Raw genomic sequence first — 22493 nt, 5'->3', positions numbered from 1 at the left:
CCGCACAGCCATGGCCGCTCAGACCCTCCTCGAGGGGCGCTACCTCGGCGGGCGCCCACCCTACGGCTACACGCTCCGTGATCTCGGCCCCCACCCCAACCCTGCCAAGGCCGCCGACGGCAAACGCCTCAAGGGCCTCACACCCGACGAGCAGACCGCGCCGATCGTCCGGCAGATCTTCACTGAGTTCGTCTCCGGTATCGGCCTCTTCGCCATCGCCGAGGGTCTCACCTCCAATCATGTGCCCTGCCCCTCGGCGCACGACCGCGCTCGCAACAGGCACCGCAGCGGCATCGCCTGGTCCAAGAGCGCTGTCCGCGTCATCCTCACCAACCCCCGCTACACCGGGCGGCAAGTGTGGAACAAGCAACGCACCGACGAGGTGCTGCTCGACGTCGACGACGTGGCCATGGGTCACACCGGTGTCATGCGCTGGAACGCTCGTGACAAGTGGGTCGTCTCGAAGGAGATCACCCACGAACCACTCATCGCCGACGCGACATTTGAGCAGGCCCAAGCGATCTTGCAACGGCGTGGAAGGGGCGTCGGCGGCCAACACGTCCGGCAGCGCACTCGCAACCCGTACGTCTTCCGCGGCCTCATCTACTGCGCCGCCTGCGACCGACGCATGCAGGGCCAATACAGCCACGGCGACGCCTACTACCGCTGCCGATTCCCCCAGGAATACGCACTCGCCAACCAGGTCCATCACCCCAGCAACGTGTACCTCCGCGAGGACACCCTTACCGACCCGCTCGACACCTGGCTGGCCTCCGCCTTCACACCCCACCACATCGAACAGACCATCACCGCGATGACCGACGCCCAGCCACCGAACCAACCACCACCACTCGCCGCAGCGGCCCAGACGATCATCACCGAATGCGATGCCAAGCTAGAGCGCTACCGAGCCGCCCTCGACGCCGGCGCGGACCCCGCAGTAGTGACCGAATGGATCTCACAAACCCAAGCCGAACGCGCCCGCGCCGAAGCAGATCTCCACACCCACTCGAGCAACCGCCCACGCCGCATGAGCCGAACCGAGATCAAAGACCTAGTCCAAGCACTCGGCGACATCGTCACCGTACTTCGCGACGCCGACCCCACCGACAAGGCCGAGGTCTACCAGCAATTAGGACTCCGGCTCACCTACCAACCCGAAACGCAAACGGTGCGCGCTGCAGTCGATCTCAGCGCGCACCGTGGGGCAATGGTTTGTGTCCGAGGGGCGACGTCGACCAGAAATCCATGATCGCCATCAACGGCGACCTGCAACTGGCACCCAGATAGCGGCAGCCGGCCGGCTGCCCGTCGTTCGCCGGACGGTTCGACGGGGGACGTCCCCGACCACTGGATCAACGCCAGCGGGTCATCCGGCTCGGGTGGTTCCCGGGCCGGATGAGCCGCGGCGCGTTGCCTGGTCAGGGTCGGCTGGCTCCGCTCGAACGGGCGGTCGAGCAGTCGGAGGAGTCCGGCGTCCCGCGATTCCCGCAAGACGACTCGATGACGTGGCCGGGATGAGCGAGGTTGCCACTGGTCAGGCCGGACGCGCAGTGGTGAATCGTTCGGCCGCGTCCCAAAGTTCGCCTTCGCGCAGCGGGTCGTAGGACTCGTCGGAGGACCGGACCACCCGGCCGTGGTCGACGTAGGATCCGGTCGGTGCCTTGGTCGTGCCGAGGACGACGTCGGCGAGGTACCGCCCCGCGGCGCTGCGGCTGGTCGCGAAGGGGGTGAGGGTCATCGCCGGCATGATGCGCCGCATCGCGAACCTGGAGACGGGGTCGGCGTTGCGGGCGAGGTCGGTGCCGGGGACGAACCCCGGGTTGTAGGCGACGACGTCGATCCCGGCCGGCAGGCGGCGCGCGTACTCGTGCACGAGGTAGATGGCGGCGAGCTTGCTGGTCGAGTAGGCGGTTCGTCCGCCGGTCGTGGTGTCCGGCTTTGGGAACGCGCCCGTGCGGGCGAGGACGTCCGGCGACCGCCAGGCCGGGCCGGGCACCATGCCCATGTTGTGTTTGAAGTCACCGAAATGGGTGTCACTGACGGTGATCACGATCCGGGCAGGGAAGGCGAAGCAGTCCTCCAGCAGGCGGACGAACACGTGATTGGCCAGCACGTTGACGGCGAAAGTGGCCTCGAACCCGTCGGGCCCTTCGGTGAGCGCGTTCGTGTACTGCATGCCCGCGTTGCCCACGAAGCCGCGCAGCGGCGGCAGATCACCGCTGTTGAGCCGATCCCGGATCTCGGTGGCGGCCGACCGGACGCTCTCAAGCGAGCCGAGGTCCGCCGCGACATACGAGACCGTGCGCCCGCCCGCGCTCAATTCCGCCGACAGGCGTGCACCAGAGGACCCGCGGGCGACGACGAGCAAATGCACGTCCGGCCACTCACGAAGGATGCGCTCCGCGGCGACACGGCCGATCCCGCGACTCGCGCCGGTCATCACGATGGTGCCATTCATGGCAGGCTCCTTGCTGGCCATCAGGTGTACGCCCGGCCGGACGCAGCACCAGCGTCGGTTGACGCTTCACGATCCGCTTGGGGCGTACGTTCCTCGGGCGCCACGTCACCGTCCCACGGCGGCCGAAGTGGCGACCGGTGTGGATTCCCGGCGCTGTTGACGGCGGGCCAACGGTGTCAGCGTGCGTTGGACGATGAAGTACTCGGCCACGAGCACGTTGCCCAGGATGGACGCCCACACGCTGGCGGTGTAGATCTCGTCGAACTGCAGCGAGGTGAACGACTGCTTCAGCTGCAAACCGATGAGCAGGTAGATGCGCAAGGTCACCGCAGCGTACGTCAGGGCGTAGTTGCGGATCATCCAGACCCGGTGCAGTTGCACCTCACCGCGGCGGATGCACCGGTAGGCCATGGCCAGCGTGTACAGCCAGGCCGCCACGAGTAGGTAGAACGCGACCTGGATCGCGAAGCCGCCGAGCGTGACCGTGGCGGCGTACACGGCCGCGGCGGAGGCGATCACGACGGAGATCAGGTAGACCCGGCCCGCGATCCGGTGCAGCGTGGGCTTGCGGACGCGTAGCTGGGTGACGAACTGCAACGGCCCGATGATCAAGGCAAGGCCAGCGGGAAGGGCGTGCACGGCGAGGGACACGAAGTGCAGCGGCACGTCCTGGTCGATCGGTACGTTGCTGTTGGCCGGGTTCCCGGTCAGGTACGGCGGCACCGCATAGGCGGCGATGCCGATCGCGGACATGGCCATCAGCCCCCACAGGGCCCACCGTTGGCGGCGGCGGGCGATCTTAGAGACGGATGAAGCGGTCATGCGGTACTCCGATACTGGTGAGTGATAGGTGGCTCGTTACCGGTCAGCCGCGCCATGGCGAGCGGTTCGGTGGCGAACAGGTCGCGGGTGAGGCGTAGCCCGGCGCGGAGCCGTTGCCGGTCGGCAAGAGCCGACAGAAACGGCGGGTCCGTGACAGATGTATCGTTTGTGTCCGGCGACGCCAGGACCTCGATTCCCGGCTCGTCCAGGTAAGAAGGCGCAGGTCATCACCGGTTCTTCCAGCACGGTCGCCTCCGGTGTCCTGGAAACGGGGTGAGGGTGAGCTGGAGGCCGGTGGCGGAAATGGCTCTCGCTGCTGCGCAGCACCGCACCCGCCTGAGGCGGCGTGGCCGGGCGATCGGCGCCGGAACAGTCGGTAGGCGCAGTGACCGGCCGGGGCGGAACACCTTCATCGACCCGAACCGCTACCGCCAAGCCCTTGCGCCGACGGCACCCTGCGCCCGCCAAGGTCGTTGCGGGGTGATGACGTCTGGCCACGCCGCGGCTCCGAACATCTGGCTGAACGCCGTGCCCGATGTGGTCATCGCCGGCTCCAGACCGGTGCCGGCGTCCTGCGCCGTCATCTCGCTGCCGACCCGAGTCATTCGCCGCAGCGATCTCGGCAACCTCATGCTCAGTAAGCGTCACACCGGAAACGCTACGAAGATCAAAACCAGAAGGCTTGTACGTCCGCGCGACAAACTTTGCCCTCCGTGCAACGCCTGTCGAAGCCGCAGTGACGCCCACGATAGCCGTGACGGGCGGAGGTGTGTTTTCTCTCCCAGTGGTACGCCGCACCGCGCCGTCCCGCACCACATGTCCAGGGCCCGGTTCACTCTGGCCTGGCTGAGGCCAACCGTGCGGGTGTGGTCCTTCTGCCGTCGGCGGCGGGCGCCGGAGGCGAGCAGCCGCCACGCCGCCAGTGCCACGTGTTATCGGTTCGCCCGTTGCCAGTCGCGTGCGCTCATGCTGTACGCGGCGCGGAAGCGCCGGCTGAAGTGGGTGGCGTCGGTGAAGCCCCAGCGGCGTGCCGTCGCGGTGATCGACCGGGTGCTGGGTAGCGCTAGTTCCCGGCCGGCGGCTTCGAGCCGCTCGTGCGTGATCCACTGGGTTAGGGTGAGCGGCTGGTCTCGCCATAGGTGGTAGAGGGTGCGTACCGACATGCCGTGCGCGGCCGCGATGCGCTGCGGGCTGAGCTCCGCTTCGCCGAGGTGTTGCAGGATCCAGTGCCGAACGTGGGGCAGGCGGTCGTCGCCGGCCGGGGCGGGATCGTCGGCGGCGGCGAGGATCAGCGCGCGGACGAGGTTGGCGGTGGCATTACCGACCAGGGCCGCCGCGCCCGGTAGCCGGTCGATCGCGTCGACGTCGGCGCGCAGCTGCTGCAGATGACTGTGCAGCAGCCCGTAGGTGACCGAATCACGGTCGATACGGCGGGCGGCGCGGCGGATCGTTTCGACCGGCAGGCCCAGCCGGGCGTGGTCGACCTGTACCGCGAACGACCCGCCCTCACCGCTCCACCAGTAGTCGTACGGCGCGGTGAGGTCGACCAGCATCAGCTCGCCCACGTCGACCGTACGGATCGCGTCGTCCTGCCGGTAGTGGCCACGCCCGGCGGTCTGGATGGCGAGCGCGACCAGCTCGGGGGCGGCGGTGCGCAGCTGGGCGGGGCCGCGGGTCAGCCGCAGCCCGGAGCCTTCGTGCGCGTAAACCCGCGAGGTGGTGCCAAGCTGCCAGTAGCCGAGCCGAGCGTGGAAACCATCGGTTTCCTCGAGCTGAACACCGGACGGAACCGTGGCGTGCAGGACGGCCTCCCGCACGGCCGCGGCCCGGTCCTCCGGTGGCAGGTCACGGGTGTCCAGGTGGATGGCCATTGGTTACGACCCGGTCCGCCAGTCCCGCGGCGGCATGCCGAACGCCTGCCGGAACCGGCGGGTGAAGTGGCTGGAGTCGGCGAAGCCCCATTCGTGCGCGATGGCCGCGATCGGACGGCCGGAGGTCAGCGCGTCGCGGGCGCCCGCCAACCGCTCCGCCATGATCCACTGCTCCAGGCTGCTGTCCGTCGCGGCGGACCAGATTGCGTGCAGGTGCCGTACGGAGATGTTGTGGTGCGTGGCGATCCTGGCCGGGGTCAAATCGGGATCGGTCAGGTGTGCCCGGATGTACCGGGTGATCCTGGCCGGCAGCGTGTCGTGCATAGCCTGCCGGTGCGCGGCGCCACCCTGAGCGGCCAGGAGGAAGGCGCGGGCCAGATCGGCGGTCGCAGCGCCGACCGCCGCCGCGGCCGGGGACGTCGACAGCCGCTCGGCGTGGTTCACGACGTACGAGACATGCTCCCGAAGCAGCCCGAGCAACGGGTTGGCCAGGAAGGTCCGTCCCGCGAGCTGGATATGGTCGACGCCGAGCCCGAATGTGCCGAGGTCGAACCCGACCGACCGGGTACCGCCGTCACCGACGCGCTGGTAGTCGTGCTCGCCAGTGAGGTCGGTCATGAGCAGGTCGCCCCGGCCGAGTTCGCGCTCCTGTCCGAAGCCGCGGCTGCGGCCCCATCCCCGCTCGTGAACAGCGAAGCTGACCTGGTCCGGCGGCCCCAGCCGGACGTGCCGTGCGGTCTGTGTGAGCCGCATCCCCGTGCCGTGGTACGAGAAGGCGTGCGCGCCCGCGCCGAGCGGCCAGAACTCGACGTGGGCCCGGACGGTTGGCCCGGGATCCTGCAGGCTGACGTCCACCGAGCCGCAGCCGACCTCGGTCGAAGAGAGGATCGCGTCGAGCCGCTCACGCTCGGCGAGGTCGTCGGTTTCCAGGATCACGGGCACGTCTGGCAACCTATCCGAGCCGTATCTCATCTTTTGTTGCGGGTTGTCGGTCACTGGTGCAGGACGACGTGCAGGACCGCGGTCGCCTGCGCGACAGCGGCCTTCGCCGCGTGTGTATCGTGCAGGGCGTTGAGCATCACGAAGTCGTGGATGACGCCCTGGTACCGCACGGCGGTCACCGGCACGCCCGCGTTCCGCGGTTTGGCCGCGTACGCCTCGCCTTCGTCACGCAGCACGTTCGCGTCGGCCGTGATGACGAGCGCCGGCGGCAGTCCGCGCAGGTCGTCGAGGGCCGCCCGTAAGGGCGAGGCGGTGATCTGGTTGCGTTGCTTCTCGTCGGTGGTGTTCTGGTCCCAGAACCACTGCATGCCGTCGCGGCGCAGGAAGTAGCCCTCGACGAAGGTGTGGTACGACTCGGTGTCGAAGGTCGCGTCGGTGACCGGGTGGAACAGCACCTGCTGGGCGAAGGAGACGTCGCCGCGCTCCTTGGCGAGCAGGGTCAGCGCCGCGCTCATGTTGCCGCCGACCGAGTCGCCGGCGATCGCGATCCGGGAGGCGTCGAGGCCGTGCTCGCCGTTGTGGGCGACGACCCACGTCGCCACGGTCCAGCACTGCTCGATCGCCACCGGGTGGCGCACTTCGGGAGAGCGGTCGTGCTCGGGGAGGACCACCGTGGCGTTGGCGCCGATCGCCAGGTCGCGCACGAGCCGGTCGTGGGTGTGCGCGTTGCACAAGACCCAGCCGGCGCCGTGGATGTAGAGGATCACCGGCAGGTCGCCGGTGGCGCCCTTGGGCCGTACGATCTGGGCCACACATAGAGGCGCTCTAGCGTCTCCCGCCCGCGTCCAGGTCTCCGGACGGCACTGATGCTCCTATGACGCTGCTATGTCCTGTCAAGCGTTGATGGGGTTGGGGGGACTGCCCCGGGTTTGGTTGACCCGTGGGGTTGAGTGGTTCAGGCCGCGTGTGCGGGCCTGTTGATTGTCTCAAACTCGATGGGCGTGAGCCGTCCGAGGCGTCGTTGCCGCCGGCGGCGGTGGTAGGTCCGTTCGATCCAGGTCACGATGGCCAGGCGTAGCTCGTGGCGGGTGTGCCAGCGTTGCCGATCCAGGACGTTGCGTTGCAGCAGGGCGAAGAACGACTCCATCGCGGCGTTGTCCCCGCAGGCGCCGACGCGGCCCATCGAGCCGACCAATCCGTTGCGGTGCAAAGCTTTCACGAACTTCCGAGATCGGAACTGGCTGCCCCTGTCCGAGTGCACGATCGTGCCGGTCGGGTCCCGGAGTCGGGCCGCGTTGGACAACGCCGCGACGGCCAGGGATGCCTTCATCCGCGAGTCGATGGAGTAGCCGACGATCCGGCCGGAGTACACGTCCTTGATCGCGCACAGGTACAGCTTGCCCTCGGCGGTGGGGTGCTCGGTGATGTCGGTTAGCCACACCCGGTCCGGGGCATCGGCGGTGAAGCGGCGTTGCACCAGGTCGTCGTGCACCGGCGGCCCGGCCCGCCGGGTCAGCCCCTTCTTCTTGGCGAACACCGACCAGACGATCCGGCACTGGCCGCACTGATCCATCACGACCGCCGGCTCCGGCCGCTCTGCACTGCGATCGGTGAACGGCACCTCGCCGTCCCAATGGAACAGGAACCGGCCTTCCGCCGGGCGTTGCAGGCGCTGGGTTACGCCCTACCCGTTCGATGAGCCCGAAAATGATCGGCTCGCTACCGACATGGCGGTTCGATAACCGGATCGCCGTGCCCGGCTCGCTGGCATCGTCGTCGAGCCGTGGGGGTGTCCCTCGGTCCGGTTGGTAACGTGCGTGGTTTGGTGGCCGTCGGGCCGCGAGGAGGCCAATGGGCAAGAACAGTCGTGAGCGGCACAAGGCCAAGCGGAAGGCCGCCGAGGCGGCTCAGCGTCGGCGGGCCGCCGGGACCTCTGGTCATGATGACCTGCAGGGCCTGTTCGGCGGGCCGCACATGCCGTCCGAGCGTCAGCTCGCGGAGCAGATCATCGATCAGGCGGTGCATGCCCAGCACCGCGACGAGACCGCCGAGCTGGACCGCTGCCGCGCCCTGCTGACTGCCGGTCCCGGCGGGACTGCCGGCATCCAGGTCGTCAACCGGGCCTTGCTGGCCTATCTGCTCCGGCAGGTCGAGCACGCCTGGCGGCGCGGTTGGCAGCCGGCCGAGCTGGTACGGGTGGCCCGCCGCGAGTACGGCACCCGTCACGGTCGGCTCATGGTCGACGCCGTCGCGGCGCAGATGCGTAGCTATTCCACCGCGACCGTCGATCCGCGGTGGCAGTCGCAGCTGACTGCCGTCGACGCGCGGGTGTGGTGGGAGCACGACGATCACTATCTGACGGTCTGGGGCGAGCGGCAGGGCCTCGACCGCGGCGGTGTGATCGCCACCATGATCGAGGTGCTCTGCCTTCTCGCGACGCTGCCGCTGATCGAGCCGGTCGGTCCGATGCCGGGCACCGCCGGGGCCGCCGCGGTGACACCGCCGGTCGATCTTGATCAGCGGATGCTCCATCGGGTTCGGGCGTTGCTGGCGAAGGCGGAGTCCACCGACTTCTCGGAGGAGGCCGACGCGTTCACGGCGAAGGCGCAGGAGTTGATGGCCCGGCACCGCATCGATCACGCCCTGCTCGCCGCGACGACGGGCGAACGTGACCAGCCGGTCACCCGCAGGGTGGGCATCGACAATCCGTACGAGGCGCCGAAGACGCTGCTGCTACAGGTCGTCGCAGAGGCCAACAGCTGCCGGGCGGTGTGGATGAAGCGGTTCGGCTTCACCACCATCGTCGGCTTTCCGGCCGATCTGGAGTCGACCGAACTGCTGTTCACCTCGCTGCTCGTGCAGGCGACGAGGGCGATGACGCAGGCCAAGCCGAGCACCGACAAGTACGGACGCAACACGACCCGCTCGTTCCGGCAGTCATTCCTGACCGCGTACGCATCGCGGATCGGTGAACGGCTCGACGCCGCCACCGAGGGGGTGGACCGGGAGATGAACGCGTCGGCGGACGCCGCCCAACTGCTGCCGGTCCTCGCCGCACGCGACGACGCGGTGCGCGATGCCTTCGAAAAGCAGTTCCCCGAGCCGACCCAGCACGCGACGGCCATCAGCAACCGGGCGGGCTGGGCGTCGGGCCGGGCCGCGGCCGACCGGGCTTCGCTGCATGGGCGGCAGGCCGTCGCACCCGGATGATCGGCTGGTGCGCCGGAACGTGATACCTGGCACAGATCTGGCTCCGAAGCCGCGATCCCGCTGCGAGTCAAGGTTGACGTGATCGCGGCCCGTCCGATTGCCTCGTCGACGGAGGTCGACTACCGTCGCGACCTGGGTAGGCAGAGTGGGAGCGGGCCACCGGTGATGGTCGCCGACTGGTTCGCATGGTGGTACCTCCGGCCCACCGACAGCTCTTGAGCTGGGCAAACGCGAAAGCGGATGTGGCGGTGCACGAACCCTTTTCGATCAGGGTTGCTGCGGTTTTGGGGCTGAGCAGACACCGGACCTGGTAGCGGCTCAGGGCAGTGGCCGGTCCGGAGACGCGGCCGACGTGCGTCATCCAGGCAATGATGACGTCGCCACACCTCTGCCGCTGCCTGCGTCGAGATCAGGTGCGTGGATTTGCCGCCGATCGGGCTGTTCTCGACGCTGGCCGAGTCACGGAGCCCACCAAGCCCGCTTATTCTGCCCTGAATCATTAGAGTACGTGAGGGACCTCTTGAGTGTTGCAAGCCGCTCAGGCTTCCGCTTCTGTCGATGAGCGGATGTCTATGCCTGCGCGCTCTCCGGCGGTTCGACGCGCTGCTGTGCTGGATGGCGACGCTGGCCGTCGGGTAGATCGGCCTGCCGCTGGTCTGATCGAAATGACTCAACGGGACCGGTGCGTCGGTTATTCGGTATCGCCTGGATGGGAACGGATGTCAGGCGGATCAGGGTGATGCCGTAGGCGACGATCCACACGACCCAGATCAGCCAGCTGACAAGGCCGAGGAGACCGACCGGACCGGGGTCGTCGATGACCAGGGGGCTCAGCACGGCCGAGCCGAACTGGAGTGCGGCGGCCAGCAGGCCGATCCCGCTGTGCCAGCGGCGGATCAGGCCGGCGCGTCGGCCGCTGATGGACAGGCCGGTCATGGCCAGTGCCAGGAAGGTGCCGTTGAAGATGAACAGCGCGTTGTGCAGTGCCCAGAGTCCGGCGATCGTGCTGCTGTCCTGCGCGGTCGTTGACGCGAGCGCGAGCCGCGTGGCCATCACGCCGCTGAAGGTTATGTTCTGCAGGATCACCCCGGCGAATCCGACCAGAGACCAGGCTGTGCCTTGCTCGCGGTCGGATCGCCACAGCACGGAGACCGCGCCGGCGCCGAACAGGGTGGCCAGCACCCAGGCGATCGGTGCAAGTGCTGACGCGAGGCCGACGGTGTTCTGTTGGGTGGTGAAGAACTGGACAACGTCGTTGGTCTCCGCACCGGTGTGGGGCAGGCCGGCTGGTACCAGGAAGGCGTTGATGGAGACGATCAGGATGGCGAAGCCGAGTCCGGCGAGTCCGGCGATCCGTGAGAACGTCCAGGTGCTTCGTTCGACACCGAGTTTACGTGACATGTATTCAATATAAGTTCCGGAAACCGAAGGGGGCAAGCCATGACCGCCGAGGCAGGCAGGCGCAGGTACGAGTCGCTGCGCCGGGCGGCGCAAGCGGCAGAGACCAGGGGTGAGATCGCCAGCGCCGCTCGTCGGCTGTTCCTCTCCCGGGGCTGGGCGGCGACCACGGTACGTGACGTGGCGCGGGAGGCCGGGGTCTCGGTGCCGACCGTCTACGCGGTGTACGGGAACAAGACCGGGCTGACCCGAGCCCTGGCCGACGCGGCAGACATCGCCGCGGATCCATCGCAGTCGCTCGCCGAACTGGAAGGGGCCGAGAACGATCCGGTGCGGCAGCTCGCGGCGATGGCCGGCTACGACCGGCGCCTCTTCGAGCGCGCCGGTGACGTCATCACGCTCGTGCGCGAGGCGGGCCGCACCGAGCCCGACCTGGCGAGCGTCTACCGCGACGGCCGTCAGCGGGGGGACGAAACCAGGATCCAGGTGTTCTCGTCGTGGCCGGGCGGCGTTCTCCGGCAAGGATTGGACATACCGTCGGCCGTCGATATCTACGCGGCGATCTGCAACATCGACGTCTACACCACACTGACCGACGAACGCGGCTGGCAACCCGATCAAGTCGAACGCTGGTGGACCGAGGCCCTGGCCCGCGAACTCCTGACCTGAAGTGTCATGAGGCGCCTCATTTCAGGCCGTCCTGGTACGGAAGATTACGAGGTAGACGACGACCACTAAGGCCACGCCACCTCGTCCCACGGGCACCGCATCCAAAGCCGGGCGGGTACTGACCGCGCCTGGCCGTCGGCAAGCCGGTCGCACTTGATCCGGTATCCGCTTCTGTAATCCCCTACACCACAACGGATCCCGTCGACTCACTTCACGTAGTCAACGGGGTAACCCAACACTCTCTCAGCCGACCGTGGCGACCGAGAGAGCGACGAGCAGGAAGGCCGCGAGATAGGCCCACGAACGGTATCCCTGAAACCACTCCCAGCGGTTACGGCGCTCTTGCCAGCGCTCCGGAGGGAAATCCTTGTCCCAGCGCAGTGTGGACAGGTTGATCGGCACGTTCACGACCACGGTCGTGACGATGCCCGTGGCCCAGGTCGCGGCCGCAACCCAACGCAACACCTCGGGCAGCCCCGCCCCATCAGGGCGGGCCGCGTAGCTGATAGCCAGCACGAGCGAAGCCGTCATCAGCACCGGCATCACAATGCCGAAGGTACGCAGCAGACCCTGTTCGACCAGGATGTGGTCACGCGGCGCCAGACGCTTGACCACCGGATGCACAAAAGCATAGGAACCGAACTCGGCGCACGCCGTGAACCCCAGCACCGCGACGGTGGCGAACATCAGCACGTCCATCCCCGGTCCTCTCATCGTGCCGGTCTGCACAGTGTCACGCCCCAAGCGGCGAGCTGCGCCGCAGCATCCGCGGCGTGACACCGCACATGAGAAAGCACGGCTGGAGCCGATCGCCGCGATCGCTAGTGCTCCCGCCGAAGTGGCTGATCGGCAGCCCACGTCTCGCGAAGGTTATTGATTGATTGATAACATGTCAACCATGGGCCAGAAACGAGTCTCCTCGTCCCAGCGGCGCGCTTCCGTGCTCGCTGCGGCGATCCGGATCTTCGGCAGCAAGGGCTTCGCCGCAACCACCACGGCAGACATCGCCCGCGAGGCCGCCGTGAGCCAGCCATACGTGGTGTCCCTGTTCGGCAGCAAAGACGCGCTCGTCCGAGCCGCGATCGAGCACGCGCTCGACAGGGTGGTCGAGGTGTTCGAGCAGACGATCGACGACGACGCACCTGGCGACCTCGCACCGCGTATCGGTGTCGCCTACCTTCAACTGTTCAAGGAGCAGGGATTGCAACTCTGCCTCGCGCACGCCTTCACCGCCGGCACCGATCCGGAGATCGGGCCACTCGCCAGAGACGGCTTCCTCCGCGTCTACCAAGTGCTCGTCAACCACGGCCATCTCACACCCGAACAAGCCAGTCAGACCCTCGCCGCCGGCATGATGGCCAACGTCATCCTCGGCTTACGTCTGGCCGACGACTATGACCGTGAACCCGTAATACGCGAACTCCTCTCGGCGACCTACCCGAGCAATGTCGAGCTCCTCCGGACCGTCACCGGTGCCTACGATGGCGTCGCCCCTCTACAAGGTGGGGCCGGCGTTTGATCCGCTGGTACTCGTCCTTCTGGTGAGGTGACAAGGCGTAGTCAAAAGTAGCCATCCTGGTGGCAAGGGCGGTCCGCCCGACGGCGGGCGGTCCTGTCTGTCGTACGTTGATGATCGCCGGGTGAGTGCACCATCGACTGCTCGATCGTCACCGGTAGTCAATCTGGATCCACGCGCCCTCAGCTGCCTACGATGCCCCGCTGACGAACGGCCGAAACTGATACAGCAGGTCCCTGAGCTGCGGGAATGCGGTTCGTTTTCTGCCACATCCGGTCCACCATGCAAACGCCCTGCTCAACCATGCTGTCGGCGACCCGGGCGAACCGCGTCGAGGTCCGGGCCGGCGCCGTCAGTCCGCACTGAGTCCGCAGCGGCACGACCCGCCGCCCGGTCCAGGCGGTCCGCCACCTGGTCCAGATCGTCCTCGAACAGGTCCGCGTACACGTCCAGCGTCATCGCCGCCGAGGCGTGCTCGAGCATCCGCTGGACCGCCTTCACGTTGGCGCCCTCGGCCACCGCGAGACTGGCCGCCGTGTGCCGCAGCTCGTGCGGTGCCAGGCCGGCGCCGGCCCGGCCCCGGCCTGCTGGCGACCTCCGGCCGGCATCGGCCGGGCCGGCCGGCCACCCTGACGGACGACCAGGACGCAGAAGACCTCGGGGCTCCGCCCCGAACCCCGGCCCTCCTCAGAGATGCCGACGAGGAGATCAGCTTTTGAACTCGCCGTTTACAACACCACATCCACCCACCCTTTGTGGTCTACCGCCGAACTGGCTACCGCCGTATGGCGCTTTCACCGAGGATTCGTACTCTCATGGCCATGAAAACCCGCACTCCTGCACTGGTGGCCGTACTCGGCGCGTCTGCCGCGATGCTGCTGGTGGTCGTCGGGTTCGTCGCGGCCGCAATCCTGTCCGGCAGCGACGATCCGGCCGAGGTGAGCGCGTGCCAGGAGTCGGTGCACGCTGGGGAGGTGAAGGTCCGTACCGACCGCTGGGATCCGCCGGAGGAGATGCCGGATCTCGGCGATTACCCTGAGGTTCACTGGCAAGTACGCGCGTTGGGCAACCCATGTACCAGAGTGCCGGGTCCGACGGACTGGGCGTACCAGGGTGTGGTCAAGCTGCGTCCGGAGGACGCGCGGCGATTGGCGGAGCGATACGAGTTCGTGCCGTACGTATCTGTCAAGCTTGATGAGCTTCCGCACTCCAGCACCCCTTCGGACGCGTGGCTCGCTCTCGTGCCGTTCCTGCCGGCGGAGCCGCGGTGGTTACACAGCAGGTTGTACAACGAGGGGAATCCGTCGACGCGGTGGCGGGTCGCGTTCCTGGATGTCGAGCACCAGACGCTCTTGTTCATGCTGAACGACCATTAACCTGTCTGGTCCCTATGGTCAGCGTGCTGTGCCGGGGTCGGGGGTAGCCCGGCACCCGGAGCAGATCGGCAATCATCTCGTTGCCTGCATCGATGGCCTGCTGTTCGACCGGCTGGCCGGGCGGGCGCCAGCACCGCCCGGCCACCCGGAACAGCCCCGGGCCTGCTCCACCTCGAGGTGCCGGATCGCTGCGGCCGCCTCGGACAGCGGGTCCGTCCTACACGAGGGACGCCCCCGAGACTGCGCTCTCCGGATCTTCGCAAGAGGAGCGCGGGGAATCCGCCGAGGGTTCCCCGCACTCCGACTCCAGGAAGGGTCAGCCTCTGACCTCTTCCGCGACCCTGGCCTGTGTGAAGCCGAGGTCGCCTTCGGTGCCCGGCGTCCGGGCATCCACCAGTTGGCCTTGCCGCACAGTTCCATCACCGCGGGGACGAGGACCATCCGGACGATGGTGGCGTCGATGAGTACGGCGACGGCCATGCCCAGACCTCCCTGCTTGACCGCGACGTCGTGGCCGAGCAGGGAGGTCGTGAAGACGGCGATCATGATGGCGGCCGCGGCCGTGATGACCTTGGCGGTCCGTGCCAGCCCGCGAGTGACGGCCATCCGGGTGTCGCCGGTGCGCTCGTACTCCTCACGGATCCGCGAGATCAGGAAGACTTCGTAGTCCATCGACAGGCCGAACAGGACCGGGAACATCATCATCGGCACCCAGGTCGTGATCGGCATTTCGGTGGGGAAACCGAGGGCCGAGCCGAGCCATCCCCACTGCACGACCGCGACGAGCACGCCGTAGGCGGCGCCGATCGACAGCAGGTTCATCACGGCGGCCTGCAGCGCGATCGTGACCGACCGGACCAGCGCGATCAGCAGCACCACGGACATCGCGATGACGACCGCGATCATTAGGGGCAGGCGCGAGCCGACCTCGTCTGCGTTGTCGATCGTGGCGGCGTTCGGGCCGCCGACGTAGACCCCTTCGCCGCCGGGCGCCTTGGGCAGCACGTCGTCACGGAGTTGGTGCACCAGGTCCGCGGTCGCCTCGTCCTGGTATCCGGTCTTAGGGAAGGCTATGAAGGTGGCGGCCTGCCCGTCCTCGCTGATCCGAGGCTGCGTGGCGTAGGCGATGCCCTCGGTCTTGCTGACCGCTTCGACGACGGGACGCAGATCGGCGTTCTTGGAGTCGACCTCGGTGGCGAAGATCAGGGGTGCGCCGTAGCCGGGACCGAAGCCCTCGGAGACGATCTTGTGTGAGGTGTAGCTGCTCCTGTCGTGGGGCTGGACACTGGCGTCGGGCAGGCTCAGCCGCATCGACAGCATGGGGGCGGCCAGCACCAGCAGGACCGCGCCGGCCAGAACCGCGGCGACCAGCGGCTTGCGCTGCACCACGCCCGCCCAGCGCTCGGCGGGAGTGCGGCGCTCCCGAGACGGGACACCGTCGGCCCTCTGCTTGCGGGACGTGCGACGGGGCAGGCGCAGCGAGTTGATCTTGTGGCCGGTGAAGCCCAGGAACGCCGGCAGCAGGGTCACTGCGGCGATCATCGTCACCAGCACGATCACCGACGTGGCGACGGCCACTCCGGTCATCAGCCTCTGTCCCATGACGATCAGGCCCAGCAACGCGATCACAACGGTCGTGCCGGCGAACAGCACCGCGCGTCCTGCGGTGGTGATGGCCTTGACAGTGGCGCTCTCGGGCTCATCGCCGTCCTGCAGGCTGTCCTTGTACCGGGTCAGGATGAACAGTGCGTAGTCGATGCCGACACCGAGCCCGATCATCGCGGCGAGGATCACAGTGAAATCCGGCGAGGGGACCACGTGCCCCACCAGCTTCATCAGGGCGATGCCGGCGATGATCGCCAGCAGTGCGGTCACGATCGGCAGGCCCATCGCCACCAGTGACCCGAAGGCGATGAACAAGATCACCGCTGCCGCCAGGACGCCCACGCTCTCGGCCGGACCCTGCGGAGGTGTCTCGGCCTTCGCTGCCTGGTCCCCGCCCAGCCCCAGCGTCACGCCGTCACCGGAGGCTTCCTTGACCGTGGTCACCAGGGGCTCAACGGCGGTCTTCTTCACCTCCTTGTCGGTCAGCGGGATGGTCGTACGGGCGATACGACGATCCTTCGTCACCAGATCCTCGTCCTGATACGGCGAGGTCACCGGTCCTGTAATGGGTGAGGCGTCCAGATCGGCGATGACCTTCTCGATCTTCTGCCGGGCGGCGGGGTCGTCGATCCCCTTCTCTGCCTTGATCGCAAGAGTCAGCGTGTCCCCTTGCTGCTCGGGGAAGTGCTTCTCGATCAGAACCTGCGCCCTGGCGGAATCGGAGTCTCCACCGGAGAAGTCGTTGTCGGAGGCGGCGCCGAAGCCGAAGCCGACGATCGCCACGGCGATGACGCCGACGATCCAGGTCAGGAGGACGAGGCGACGGCGCCGGTAACAGAACCGGGCTAGTCCCGCCAGAGCCCCATCCGTACGGGAAGTCTCGGTTGTCATCAATCTCTCCTCAAGTCGTTGAGTGTTGCACTCGATCGGTGTTCATTCCGGCGCCGAAAATGCGTGTTAGCAGAACCGCTGTTTCCCGTGGTGCGTTTCGCAGCGGGGCGAGAGTCACCGACTCGGCGAGCTCTTCCAGCACCGTGTTGATGACGTCCAAGTCGGCAGGGGAGAGGGATGGGGCTCGACGGGCCAGCCGATGCAGTTCGGCGTCGATGATTGTCCGGGTGTGCCGGTGGACCAGGACAAGGAGATTCGACTTGAGATCGTCCGCGCACCCACCGGGCTGAGGAGCGGCGCGGGCTGGATCAGTGGCCATGGCCCGAGATTCCGCCGTGCGGGCCGCCAAATGGCGTCGTGACGCCGTCGTAGTGCAGTCGCAGCATCATGCCCTGATGCGCGTGGGGCAGGTTGTGGCAATGGTTCATCCAGATTCCGGGATTCGTAGCGCGGAACGAGACCTCCCATTTCTCGCCTGGCCGGACGTCGAAGGTGTCCACCCACAGCGGACTGCCCGTCGACGGCGTTCCGTTCCTGGACAGGATCAGCACGGGATGGCCGTGCAGGTGCCAGGGGTGCGTTTCCAGGCTTCGGTTGACGACGGTGAACCGGACGATGTCGCCTTTGGCGACGAGCTGATCGGGGACGGAGGGGTGGCCTCGGCCATTGACGGTCTGCGCGTACGCCGGTCGGCCGTCGACCATGGCCACTCCGCGGTCGAGGACCATGGTGAAGTGCCGGTCGGCATTGCGGGTGTCGAAGGGCACGGCGGTCGGAGCTCCGTACCGCAGCAGGTCCAGCTCCGGCAAGTCGGACGTGTCCTCGACGCGCGCTTCACCGGGGGCATCGCCATGCGGCCGCATGCGCAGTCCGCCGTCACGATCGTCGTCGACAACGAGTGCCACGGACGTGTCCGGCATGAGGAACACCAGGTCGTATCGCCCGCCTGCGGGCAGGTGCAGTCCGACGCCGCTGACCTCCCCCGGCTGGTTGAGGTCTCGGCCGTCGACGGCCGTGATCCGGAACGGGGTTCCGGCGAGGACGATCCGGTGCGGATCCGAGTCGGTGTTGATCAATCGCAGCCGCACGGGTGTACCGGGTGGTGCGGGGTGTTCGGTCTGGCCGTCTCTGCCTGCGATCACGACGGTGCCGTCGAAGGTGTGCACGGGCAGGGTCAGGTCCACCTGCTCCGCCGCAGAGTGCTCGTCGGCTCGCCGTCCGTCGCGCGGTTTCACGACGAGGGTTCCGTACAGCCCCTTGTGTACGCCGACGTGGGACGCGTAATGGGTGTGGTACCAGTAGGTGCCCACCTGGTCGGCGCGGAACCGGTAGACGAAGTCCTCACCGGGTCCCGCGGCCATCTGGGTCACACCCGGCGCGCCGTCCTCGCCGCACGGTACGTCGTAGCCGTGCCAGTGCAGGGTCACGCCGCCCTCGATGTCGGCGTTGCGCAGCCGCACTTCGATCAGGTCACCCTGGGTCGCGGTGATCGCCGGACCCGGGACCTCGCCGTTGTAGGTCCACGCGTCGATCTCTCGTCCGGACGGGAGCCGTACGGTGGCCTTCTTCGCGGTGAGCACGTGCCGCCGCACGGTGCCACCCGGTGCCGGTGAGCCGGAGCCCCGTAGGTCGGCCACCGACACGGCCGCTCGGGACGAGCGTCCCGGGCCGCCTCCCCTGCTCACCGATTCGGCGGGGAGGAACGACAGCCCAGTGCCGGCACCGGCCGCGGTCACCACGACCGCGCCACCGGTCCAGCCGAGGAACCGGCGGCGCGAGATCGCGCGTCGACCCTCCGGTGCCTGAGCGACGCCCGCACCAGCGGCGTTCCCGGTGGGCGGCGCGATCACCCGCGCGGTCAGCAACGCGCCGGCGCACACGAGTGAGATCGTGATCAAGGCCGTGCTCACGGTGAGCGGGTACCCGACCAGGAAGGTCACCACAAGACCGGCCAGTGCCGCGTAAGCCGCAGTGAACACCGAAACCACGCCGTCTACCGACGCTCCGTCGCCTCGCCCCCGTCTCGCCGCGAGCAGTTGTGGGCCTACGAGCAGCACGGCGACGGCCCCGGCGACCCCCAGCATCGGCAGCCCCAGTAGCACCTTCTCCTGTACGAACCACCAGCCCCGGCCGGCCAGTATCGCCACGCTGACCACCCGGGCCAGCGTCACGAGCACCGCCGCGACGAGAACGGCGAGCGCCAGCCGGGTTCGCCGGAGCGCCAGCATGACGCCGGTCGCGAACCACGCCGCGACGCCCAGCAGCGCGACGACGTGGTCCAGGACGATCAACAGCCTCGTGCTCATGGCGCCTGTCGCGTGGGTGCGGCCGGCCCGGACAGCTGCCTGGCCTGGCGGACGATCATCCCGGCCATCGCCAGGATGGCGAGACCGTTGACCGCGTGCAGACCGAAGACGAGCCCGCCGGCGGTCGAGCTGCCGCCGGTGCCGTTGAGCGCTGTGGCGATCCCCTTGATCACGAACTCGACAACCGCGAGCCCCGCGACCAGGCCGCTCATCCCGATGAGCCGCCCGGGCATCCGGGCTGTCGCGGCGACGATGGCCACCAGGACCGCGAGCAGGACAATTCCGCCGCCCAGCGCGCGGTGCGGTTGGAAGGACTCATCGTTGGGTGCCGTGTCGAACGCACCGCTGGCGGCCAGGAAGAACTGCGTGACGACGGCCAACATCTGTAGGGCCGCCAGGCCGGCGAAGAATCTACGCATGGTGCGCTCCTCGAAGTGGGTGGGGGTGATCGCTCATGGCGGCGATCATCGCGCCGGGGAGGCTGCCGTGGCCTCGGACAGCGGGTGGCAGCGTCTACGCAATTGGCCGTAGACGACCTCGTATCTCACTACGCCCGCCGGCGTAGCAGGTCGCGCGTCTGGGCCCAGATTCGCCTGTGGACGAGAACCGTAGGATCGCTGCATGGAACAGCGTGCCGTGTCGTTCTCCCTGCGGGTGGTGGCGCAGGACGTGGCGCTCGCGCTCTTCGTCACCGTGATGCAGGTGCAGGGCACGGTCGCCCGCGTTGCCGTCGACGGGGCATCGCGTCCGCTCGCCGACCTCGGCAACCTCGGATACGCGCTGCTGGCGTTGAGTGGCCTGGTCGTGGCCGTCCGCCGCCGGTGGCCGGTTCCGGTGTTTGTCACCACCGCACTCGTCAGCTTGGTGTATTTCAGCCTCGACTTCCCGGACGGGCCCGGCTGGCTCGGGCTCTTCGTCGCCCTGTACACCCTCACCGCGTACGGCGACGGGCGCCGGTCGCTGGTGTTGGCTGGCTTCGGTACCACGGTGCTCGCCGTCGGATGGCTGGTCGCCGCGGCCGACATCGAGCCACGCGCCGCCATCGGCTGGGTGTTCTTCCGGATCGGTGCGTCGGTGATGAGCGCGGCGCTCGGCGAGTCCGTTCGGTCTCGACGGGTCATCGCAGCCGAAGCTCAGGAGCGTGCCGAGCTGGCTGAACGGACTCGCGAGGAGGAGGCGCGGGCGCGGGTCGACGCCGAACGGCTCCGGATCGCGCGCGAGGTCCACGACACGGTTGCGCACGCCATCGCGATCATCAACGTCCAATCCGGTGTCAGCGCGCACGTGCTCGACAAGAGGCCGGAAGTGGCACGCGAGGCGCTGCAAGTCATCGAGCAGACCAGTTCTCGGGCGCTGCGGGAGATGCGCGCCATCCTCGGGGTACTCCGTGACGACAACAACGGGCGCGTGCCGTACCCCGGGCTTGGGCAGATCGAGGAACTCACCGCCAAGGCACGCGATGCCGGACTCGACATCAACCTCGAAGAGACCTCGCCCGCGACGCCGTTGCCGAGCGCGGTGGGGAGTGCTGCCTACCGAATCCTGCAGGAATCGATCACCAACGTGATCCGCCACGTCGGCCCGACTCGGGTGACGGTGGCGCTGAACCCGGGGGTCGACGTCTTGGAGATCCGCGTGACCGATGAGGGCCGCCGTGCCGCCACAGGTGATGACCCCGCCTACCCGCACCTACCGGCCCAGTATCCGACCAGCACCGGCAGTTCGGCCACGCCCGGCCACGGGATCCTCGGAATGCGCGAGCGCTGTCAACTGCTGGGCGGAGAACTCGACGCCAAGCCGACTCCGGGCGGAGGGTTCGAAGTCACGGCCCGGCTGCCCCTCGCGCCGACCGGGTCGCGCCTGTGAACGCAGCGGCCGCGTCACCGTTAACCAACGCTCCGATCAAGGTGCTGCTCGCCGACGATGAGGGTCTCGTGCGATCCGGGTTCAAGGTCCTACTCGAACTCGAAGACGACATCACGGTGGTGGGAGAAGCCACTAACGGCGCCGAAGCCGTCGAGCGGGCCCGCGCCACCCGCCCCGACGTCGTCCTCATGGACATCCGCATGCCAAAGCTGGACGGGATTCGAGCCACCACCCAGATCGCCGAGACGCACGGGTTGGAGCAGGTCCGAGTCCTCATCCTGACCACCTACGACACCGACGAGTACGTCTTCGAGGCACTGCAAGCCGGCGCCAGCGGCTTCCTGCTCAAAGACGCCGGACCGGCCGAGCTCCTGCATGCCATCCGGGTGGTCGCCGCCGGAGACGCGCTGCTCGCGCCGCGGATCACCCGACGCCTCATCAGCCAGTTCACCGCGCAACGAACAGCCACCCAGGCCGCGGAGGACCGGCTCGCGGTGCTAACCCAGCGCGAGCGTGAAGTGCTAGCCCTGGTGGGATTGGGCATGAGCAACAACGAGATCGGCATCGAGTTGTTTCTCAGCCCAGCCACCGCGCGCACCCATGTCAGCCACGCGATGGCGAAACTGGGTGCGCGCGACCGCGCACAACTGGTTGTCATCGCTTACCAAACAGGACTGGTCAGTCCTAGTAAGGCATGAATGCGTAGCGCGCTACGACGTGATCATGTCGGGCGGCCCACGTCACGGTGTCCGCCGACGTACCGGCGCAACCGCCACAACTGGCCCCTGAGCTGCTGGGAGGCGGTTCGGGTTCTGGCACATTCGGTCCACTCCATGACGTGATCTCGCTGTTGACCTGCACTTTTCCGGTTCGTGTGACCGGACGGCTCCACCGGTAGGTCGCGGTACACGAACAACCGGGGACAGCCGTCCGCTACGGCAACCCTCGGGAAATGCATCAGGTGGGCGAGAATTCAACGACCACAGTCTGATGACCGGAGCGATACAAGGGTTCTGCTCCTCATCGACGTCGGGCCTCGCACTCCTCTGGACTGGGCGGATACGGAGCCCGGCACGGCAGCGGTGGTCGACTGCTCAAGCAGCAGCGGACGAAGTCTTGGATGACGGGATTGGCGTGGTCGCCGGCTGCCCAGGCCACGCCGATCTGGCTAGGGCTGACGCCGCTGACGGGCCGGTAGACGATGCCAGGGCGGGCGTAGAAGCGGGCGGCGGATTCGGGGCCAAAGCGATGCCGTAGCCGTTGGCGATCGCACTGAGACAGTCGTCGGGCTGCACGGCGACGGCGCCGATGCGGACTCGGTGGCCATCGCGTTCGTCAGCCGCCAGCCAGACGTCCCGCCACCGCCCGGTCTCAGCGGGGGCCGCGACGAAAGGTTCGTCCCACAGGTCCGGGAAGGGAATCACCTCTCGGGCGGCCAACGGGTGAGCCGTAGGGAGCGCGAACACACACCCTGCGGCTCGCCTTCCCCCAGCCAGGAACAACGCTGCGCCGCCTCACCGACCGCCCAAGCGACTGAAGACCGACGAAAGCGTTCTTACC

Annotated in this window: 19 protein-coding genes and 1 pseudogene; 7 read left to right on the top strand and 13 right to left on the bottom strand. The window is 67.9% G+C overall.

Annotated features, from left to right (window positions below):
* Positions 1 to 10: 10 nt before the first annotated feature.
* On the top strand, positions 11 to 1252 hold the full coding sequence (locus tag ACFYPS_RS32895; protein ID WP_387329826.1) for a recombinase family protein: 1242 nt from the start codon (positions 11 to 13) through the stop codon (positions 1250 to 1252).
* 285 nt (positions 1253 to 1537) lie between these two features.
* Here the strand turns inward: ACFYPS_RS32895 and ACFYPS_RS32890 are convergent, their stop codons facing one another.
* The 6 genes and pseudogenes from ACFYPS_RS32890 to ACFYPS_RS32865 all read right to left on the bottom strand — a co-directional run.
* Complete coding sequence (locus ACFYPS_RS32890) at positions 1538 to 2482, bottom strand: SDR family NAD(P)-dependent oxidoreductase (protein ID WP_387329823.1); 945 nt, start codon at positions 2480 to 2482, stop codon at positions 1538 to 1540.
* Positions 2483 to 2566: 84 nt separating this feature from the next.
* Positions 2567 to 3283 carry a DUF2306 domain-containing protein gene (locus ACFYPS_RS32885; protein WP_354968703.1) on the bottom strand — a complete coding sequence of 239 codons (717 nt, stop codon included), beginning with the start codon at positions 3281 to 3283 and terminating at the stop codon, positions 2567 to 2569.
* Between the two features lie 932 nt (positions 3284 to 4215).
* Positions 4216 to 5154 (bottom strand): helix-turn-helix domain-containing protein, encoded by a 939-nt coding sequence (locus tag ACFYPS_RS32880; RefSeq protein WP_387329820.1) that lies wholly within the window; start codon positions 5152 to 5154, stop codon positions 4216 to 4218.
* Between the two features lie 3 nt (positions 5155 to 5157).
* A complete protein-coding gene (locus ACFYPS_RS32875) occupies positions 5158 to 6096 on the bottom strand; it encodes a helix-turn-helix transcriptional regulator (protein ID WP_387329817.1) in 939 nt (312 codons plus the stop codon).
* Between the two features lie 50 nt (positions 6097 to 6146).
* Positions 6147 to 6908, bottom strand: a complete 762-nt coding sequence (locus ACFYPS_RS32870; RefSeq protein ID WP_354968706.1) for an alpha/beta hydrolase — start codon at positions 6906 to 6908, stop codon at positions 6147 to 6149.
* 143 nt (positions 6909 to 7051) lie between these two features.
* Positions 7052 to 7642 (bottom strand): annotated as a pseudogene (locus ACFYPS_RS32865) (IS3 family transposase); the annotation flags it as partial.
* A 428-nt stretch (positions 7643 to 8070) separates the two neighbouring features.
* Here ACFYPS_RS32865 and ACFYPS_RS32860 point away from each other — a divergent pair.
* Complete coding sequence (locus tag ACFYPS_RS32860) at positions 8071 to 9306, top strand: DUF2786 domain-containing protein (RefSeq protein WP_387329868.1); 1236 nt, start codon at positions 8071 to 8073, stop codon at positions 9304 to 9306.
* A 570-nt stretch (positions 9307 to 9876) separates the two neighbouring features.
* On the opposite strand, the gene ACFYPS_RS32855 is transcribed toward ACFYPS_RS32860, so the two are convergent.
* The gene (locus ACFYPS_RS32855; protein ID WP_354968708.1) at positions 9877 to 10707 is read right to left on the bottom strand and encodes a hypothetical protein; all 831 of its coding nucleotides are present in this window, start codon (positions 10705 to 10707) and stop codon (positions 9877 to 9879) included.
* A 39-nt stretch (positions 10708 to 10746) separates the two neighbouring features.
* Here ACFYPS_RS32855 and ACFYPS_RS32850 point away from each other — a divergent pair, with 39 nt between their 5' ends.
* A complete protein-coding gene (locus ACFYPS_RS32850; protein WP_354968709.1) occupies positions 10747 to 11373 on the top strand; it encodes a helix-turn-helix domain-containing protein in 627 nt (208 codons plus the stop codon).
* A 243-nt stretch (positions 11374 to 11616) separates the two neighbouring features.
* On the opposite strand, the gene ACFYPS_RS32845 is transcribed toward ACFYPS_RS32850, so the two are convergent.
* A complete protein-coding gene (locus ACFYPS_RS32845; RefSeq protein WP_196926089.1) occupies positions 11617 to 12072 on the bottom strand; it encodes a DUF1772 domain-containing protein in 456 nt (151 codons plus the stop codon).
* Between the two features lie 199 nt (positions 12073 to 12271).
* Here ACFYPS_RS32845 and ACFYPS_RS32840 point away from each other — a divergent pair, with 199 nt between their 5' ends.
* On the top strand, positions 12272 to 12892 hold the full coding sequence (locus ACFYPS_RS32840; RefSeq protein ID WP_387329812.1) for a TetR/AcrR family transcriptional regulator: 621 nt from the start codon (positions 12272 to 12274) through the stop codon (positions 12890 to 12892).
* 294 nt (positions 12893 to 13186) lie between these two features.
* Here the strand turns inward: ACFYPS_RS32840 and ACFYPS_RS32835 are convergent, their stop codons facing one another.
* Positions 13187 to 13450, bottom strand: coding sequence for a tyrosine-type recombinase/integrase (locus ACFYPS_RS32835; RefSeq protein ID WP_387329866.1), 264 nt, complete (start codon positions 13448 to 13450; stop codon positions 13187 to 13189).
* A gap of 260 nt (positions 13451 to 13710) precedes the next feature.
* Here ACFYPS_RS32835 and ACFYPS_RS32830 point away from each other — a divergent pair, with 260 nt between their 5' ends.
* On the top strand, positions 13711 to 14265 hold the full coding sequence (locus tag ACFYPS_RS32830) for a hypothetical protein (protein WP_387329809.1): 555 nt from the start codon (positions 13711 to 13713) through the stop codon (positions 14263 to 14265).
* 72 nt (positions 14266 to 14337) lie between these two features.
* Here ACFYPS_RS32830 and ACFYPS_RS32825 read toward each other — a convergent pair whose 3' ends face one another.
* From ACFYPS_RS32825 to ACFYPS_RS32815, 3 genes are all read right to left on the bottom strand, one after another.
* On the bottom strand, positions 14338 to 16761 hold the full coding sequence (locus tag ACFYPS_RS32825) for an MMPL family transporter (protein ID WP_387329806.1): 2424 nt from the start codon (positions 16759 to 16761) through the stop codon (positions 14338 to 14340).
* A 308-nt stretch (positions 16762 to 17069) separates the two neighbouring features.
* Positions 17070 to 19067 carry a multicopper oxidase family protein gene (locus ACFYPS_RS32820; protein ID WP_387329803.1) on the bottom strand — a complete coding sequence of 666 codons (1998 nt, stop codon included), beginning with the start codon at positions 19065 to 19067 and terminating at the stop codon, positions 17070 to 17072.
* Complete coding sequence (locus ACFYPS_RS32815; RefSeq protein WP_387329800.1) at positions 19064 to 19486, bottom strand: DUF6220 domain-containing protein; 423 nt, start codon at positions 19484 to 19486, stop codon at positions 19064 to 19066. The genes ACFYPS_RS32820 and ACFYPS_RS32815 overlap by 4 nt, the downstream gene beginning before the upstream one ends.
* Before the next feature lie 202 nt (positions 19487 to 19688).
* Here ACFYPS_RS32815 and ACFYPS_RS32810 point away from each other — a divergent pair, with 202 nt between their 5' ends.
* Positions 19689 to 20933, top strand: coding sequence for a sensor histidine kinase (locus ACFYPS_RS32810; protein WP_387329797.1), 1245 nt, complete (start codon positions 19689 to 19691; stop codon positions 20931 to 20933).
* Positions 20930 to 21631: a response regulator gene (locus tag ACFYPS_RS32805; protein ID WP_387329795.1), complete on the top strand. Its 702-nt coding sequence runs from the start codon at positions 20930 to 20932 to the stop codon at positions 21629 to 21631. The genes ACFYPS_RS32810 and ACFYPS_RS32805 overlap by 4 nt, the downstream gene beginning before the upstream one ends.
* A gap of 396 nt (positions 21632 to 22027) precedes the next feature.
* On the opposite strand, the gene ACFYPS_RS32800 is transcribed toward ACFYPS_RS32805, so the two are convergent.
* Entirely contained in the window at positions 22028 to 22357 is a 330-nt protein-coding gene (locus ACFYPS_RS32800; RefSeq protein WP_387329863.1) for a hypothetical protein, read from the bottom strand.
* Positions 22358 to 22493: the final 136 nt, after the last annotated feature.

Origin of the sequence: Micromonospora sp. NPDC005087, from assembly GCF_042872965.1 — a bacterium.
Classification (GTDB): domain Bacteria; phylum Actinomycetota; class Actinomycetes; order Mycobacteriales; family Micromonosporaceae; genus Micromonospora.
The sequence above is the reverse complement of the archived record's forward strand: the minus strand, read 5'-3'. Positions and strand labels throughout refer to the sequence as shown.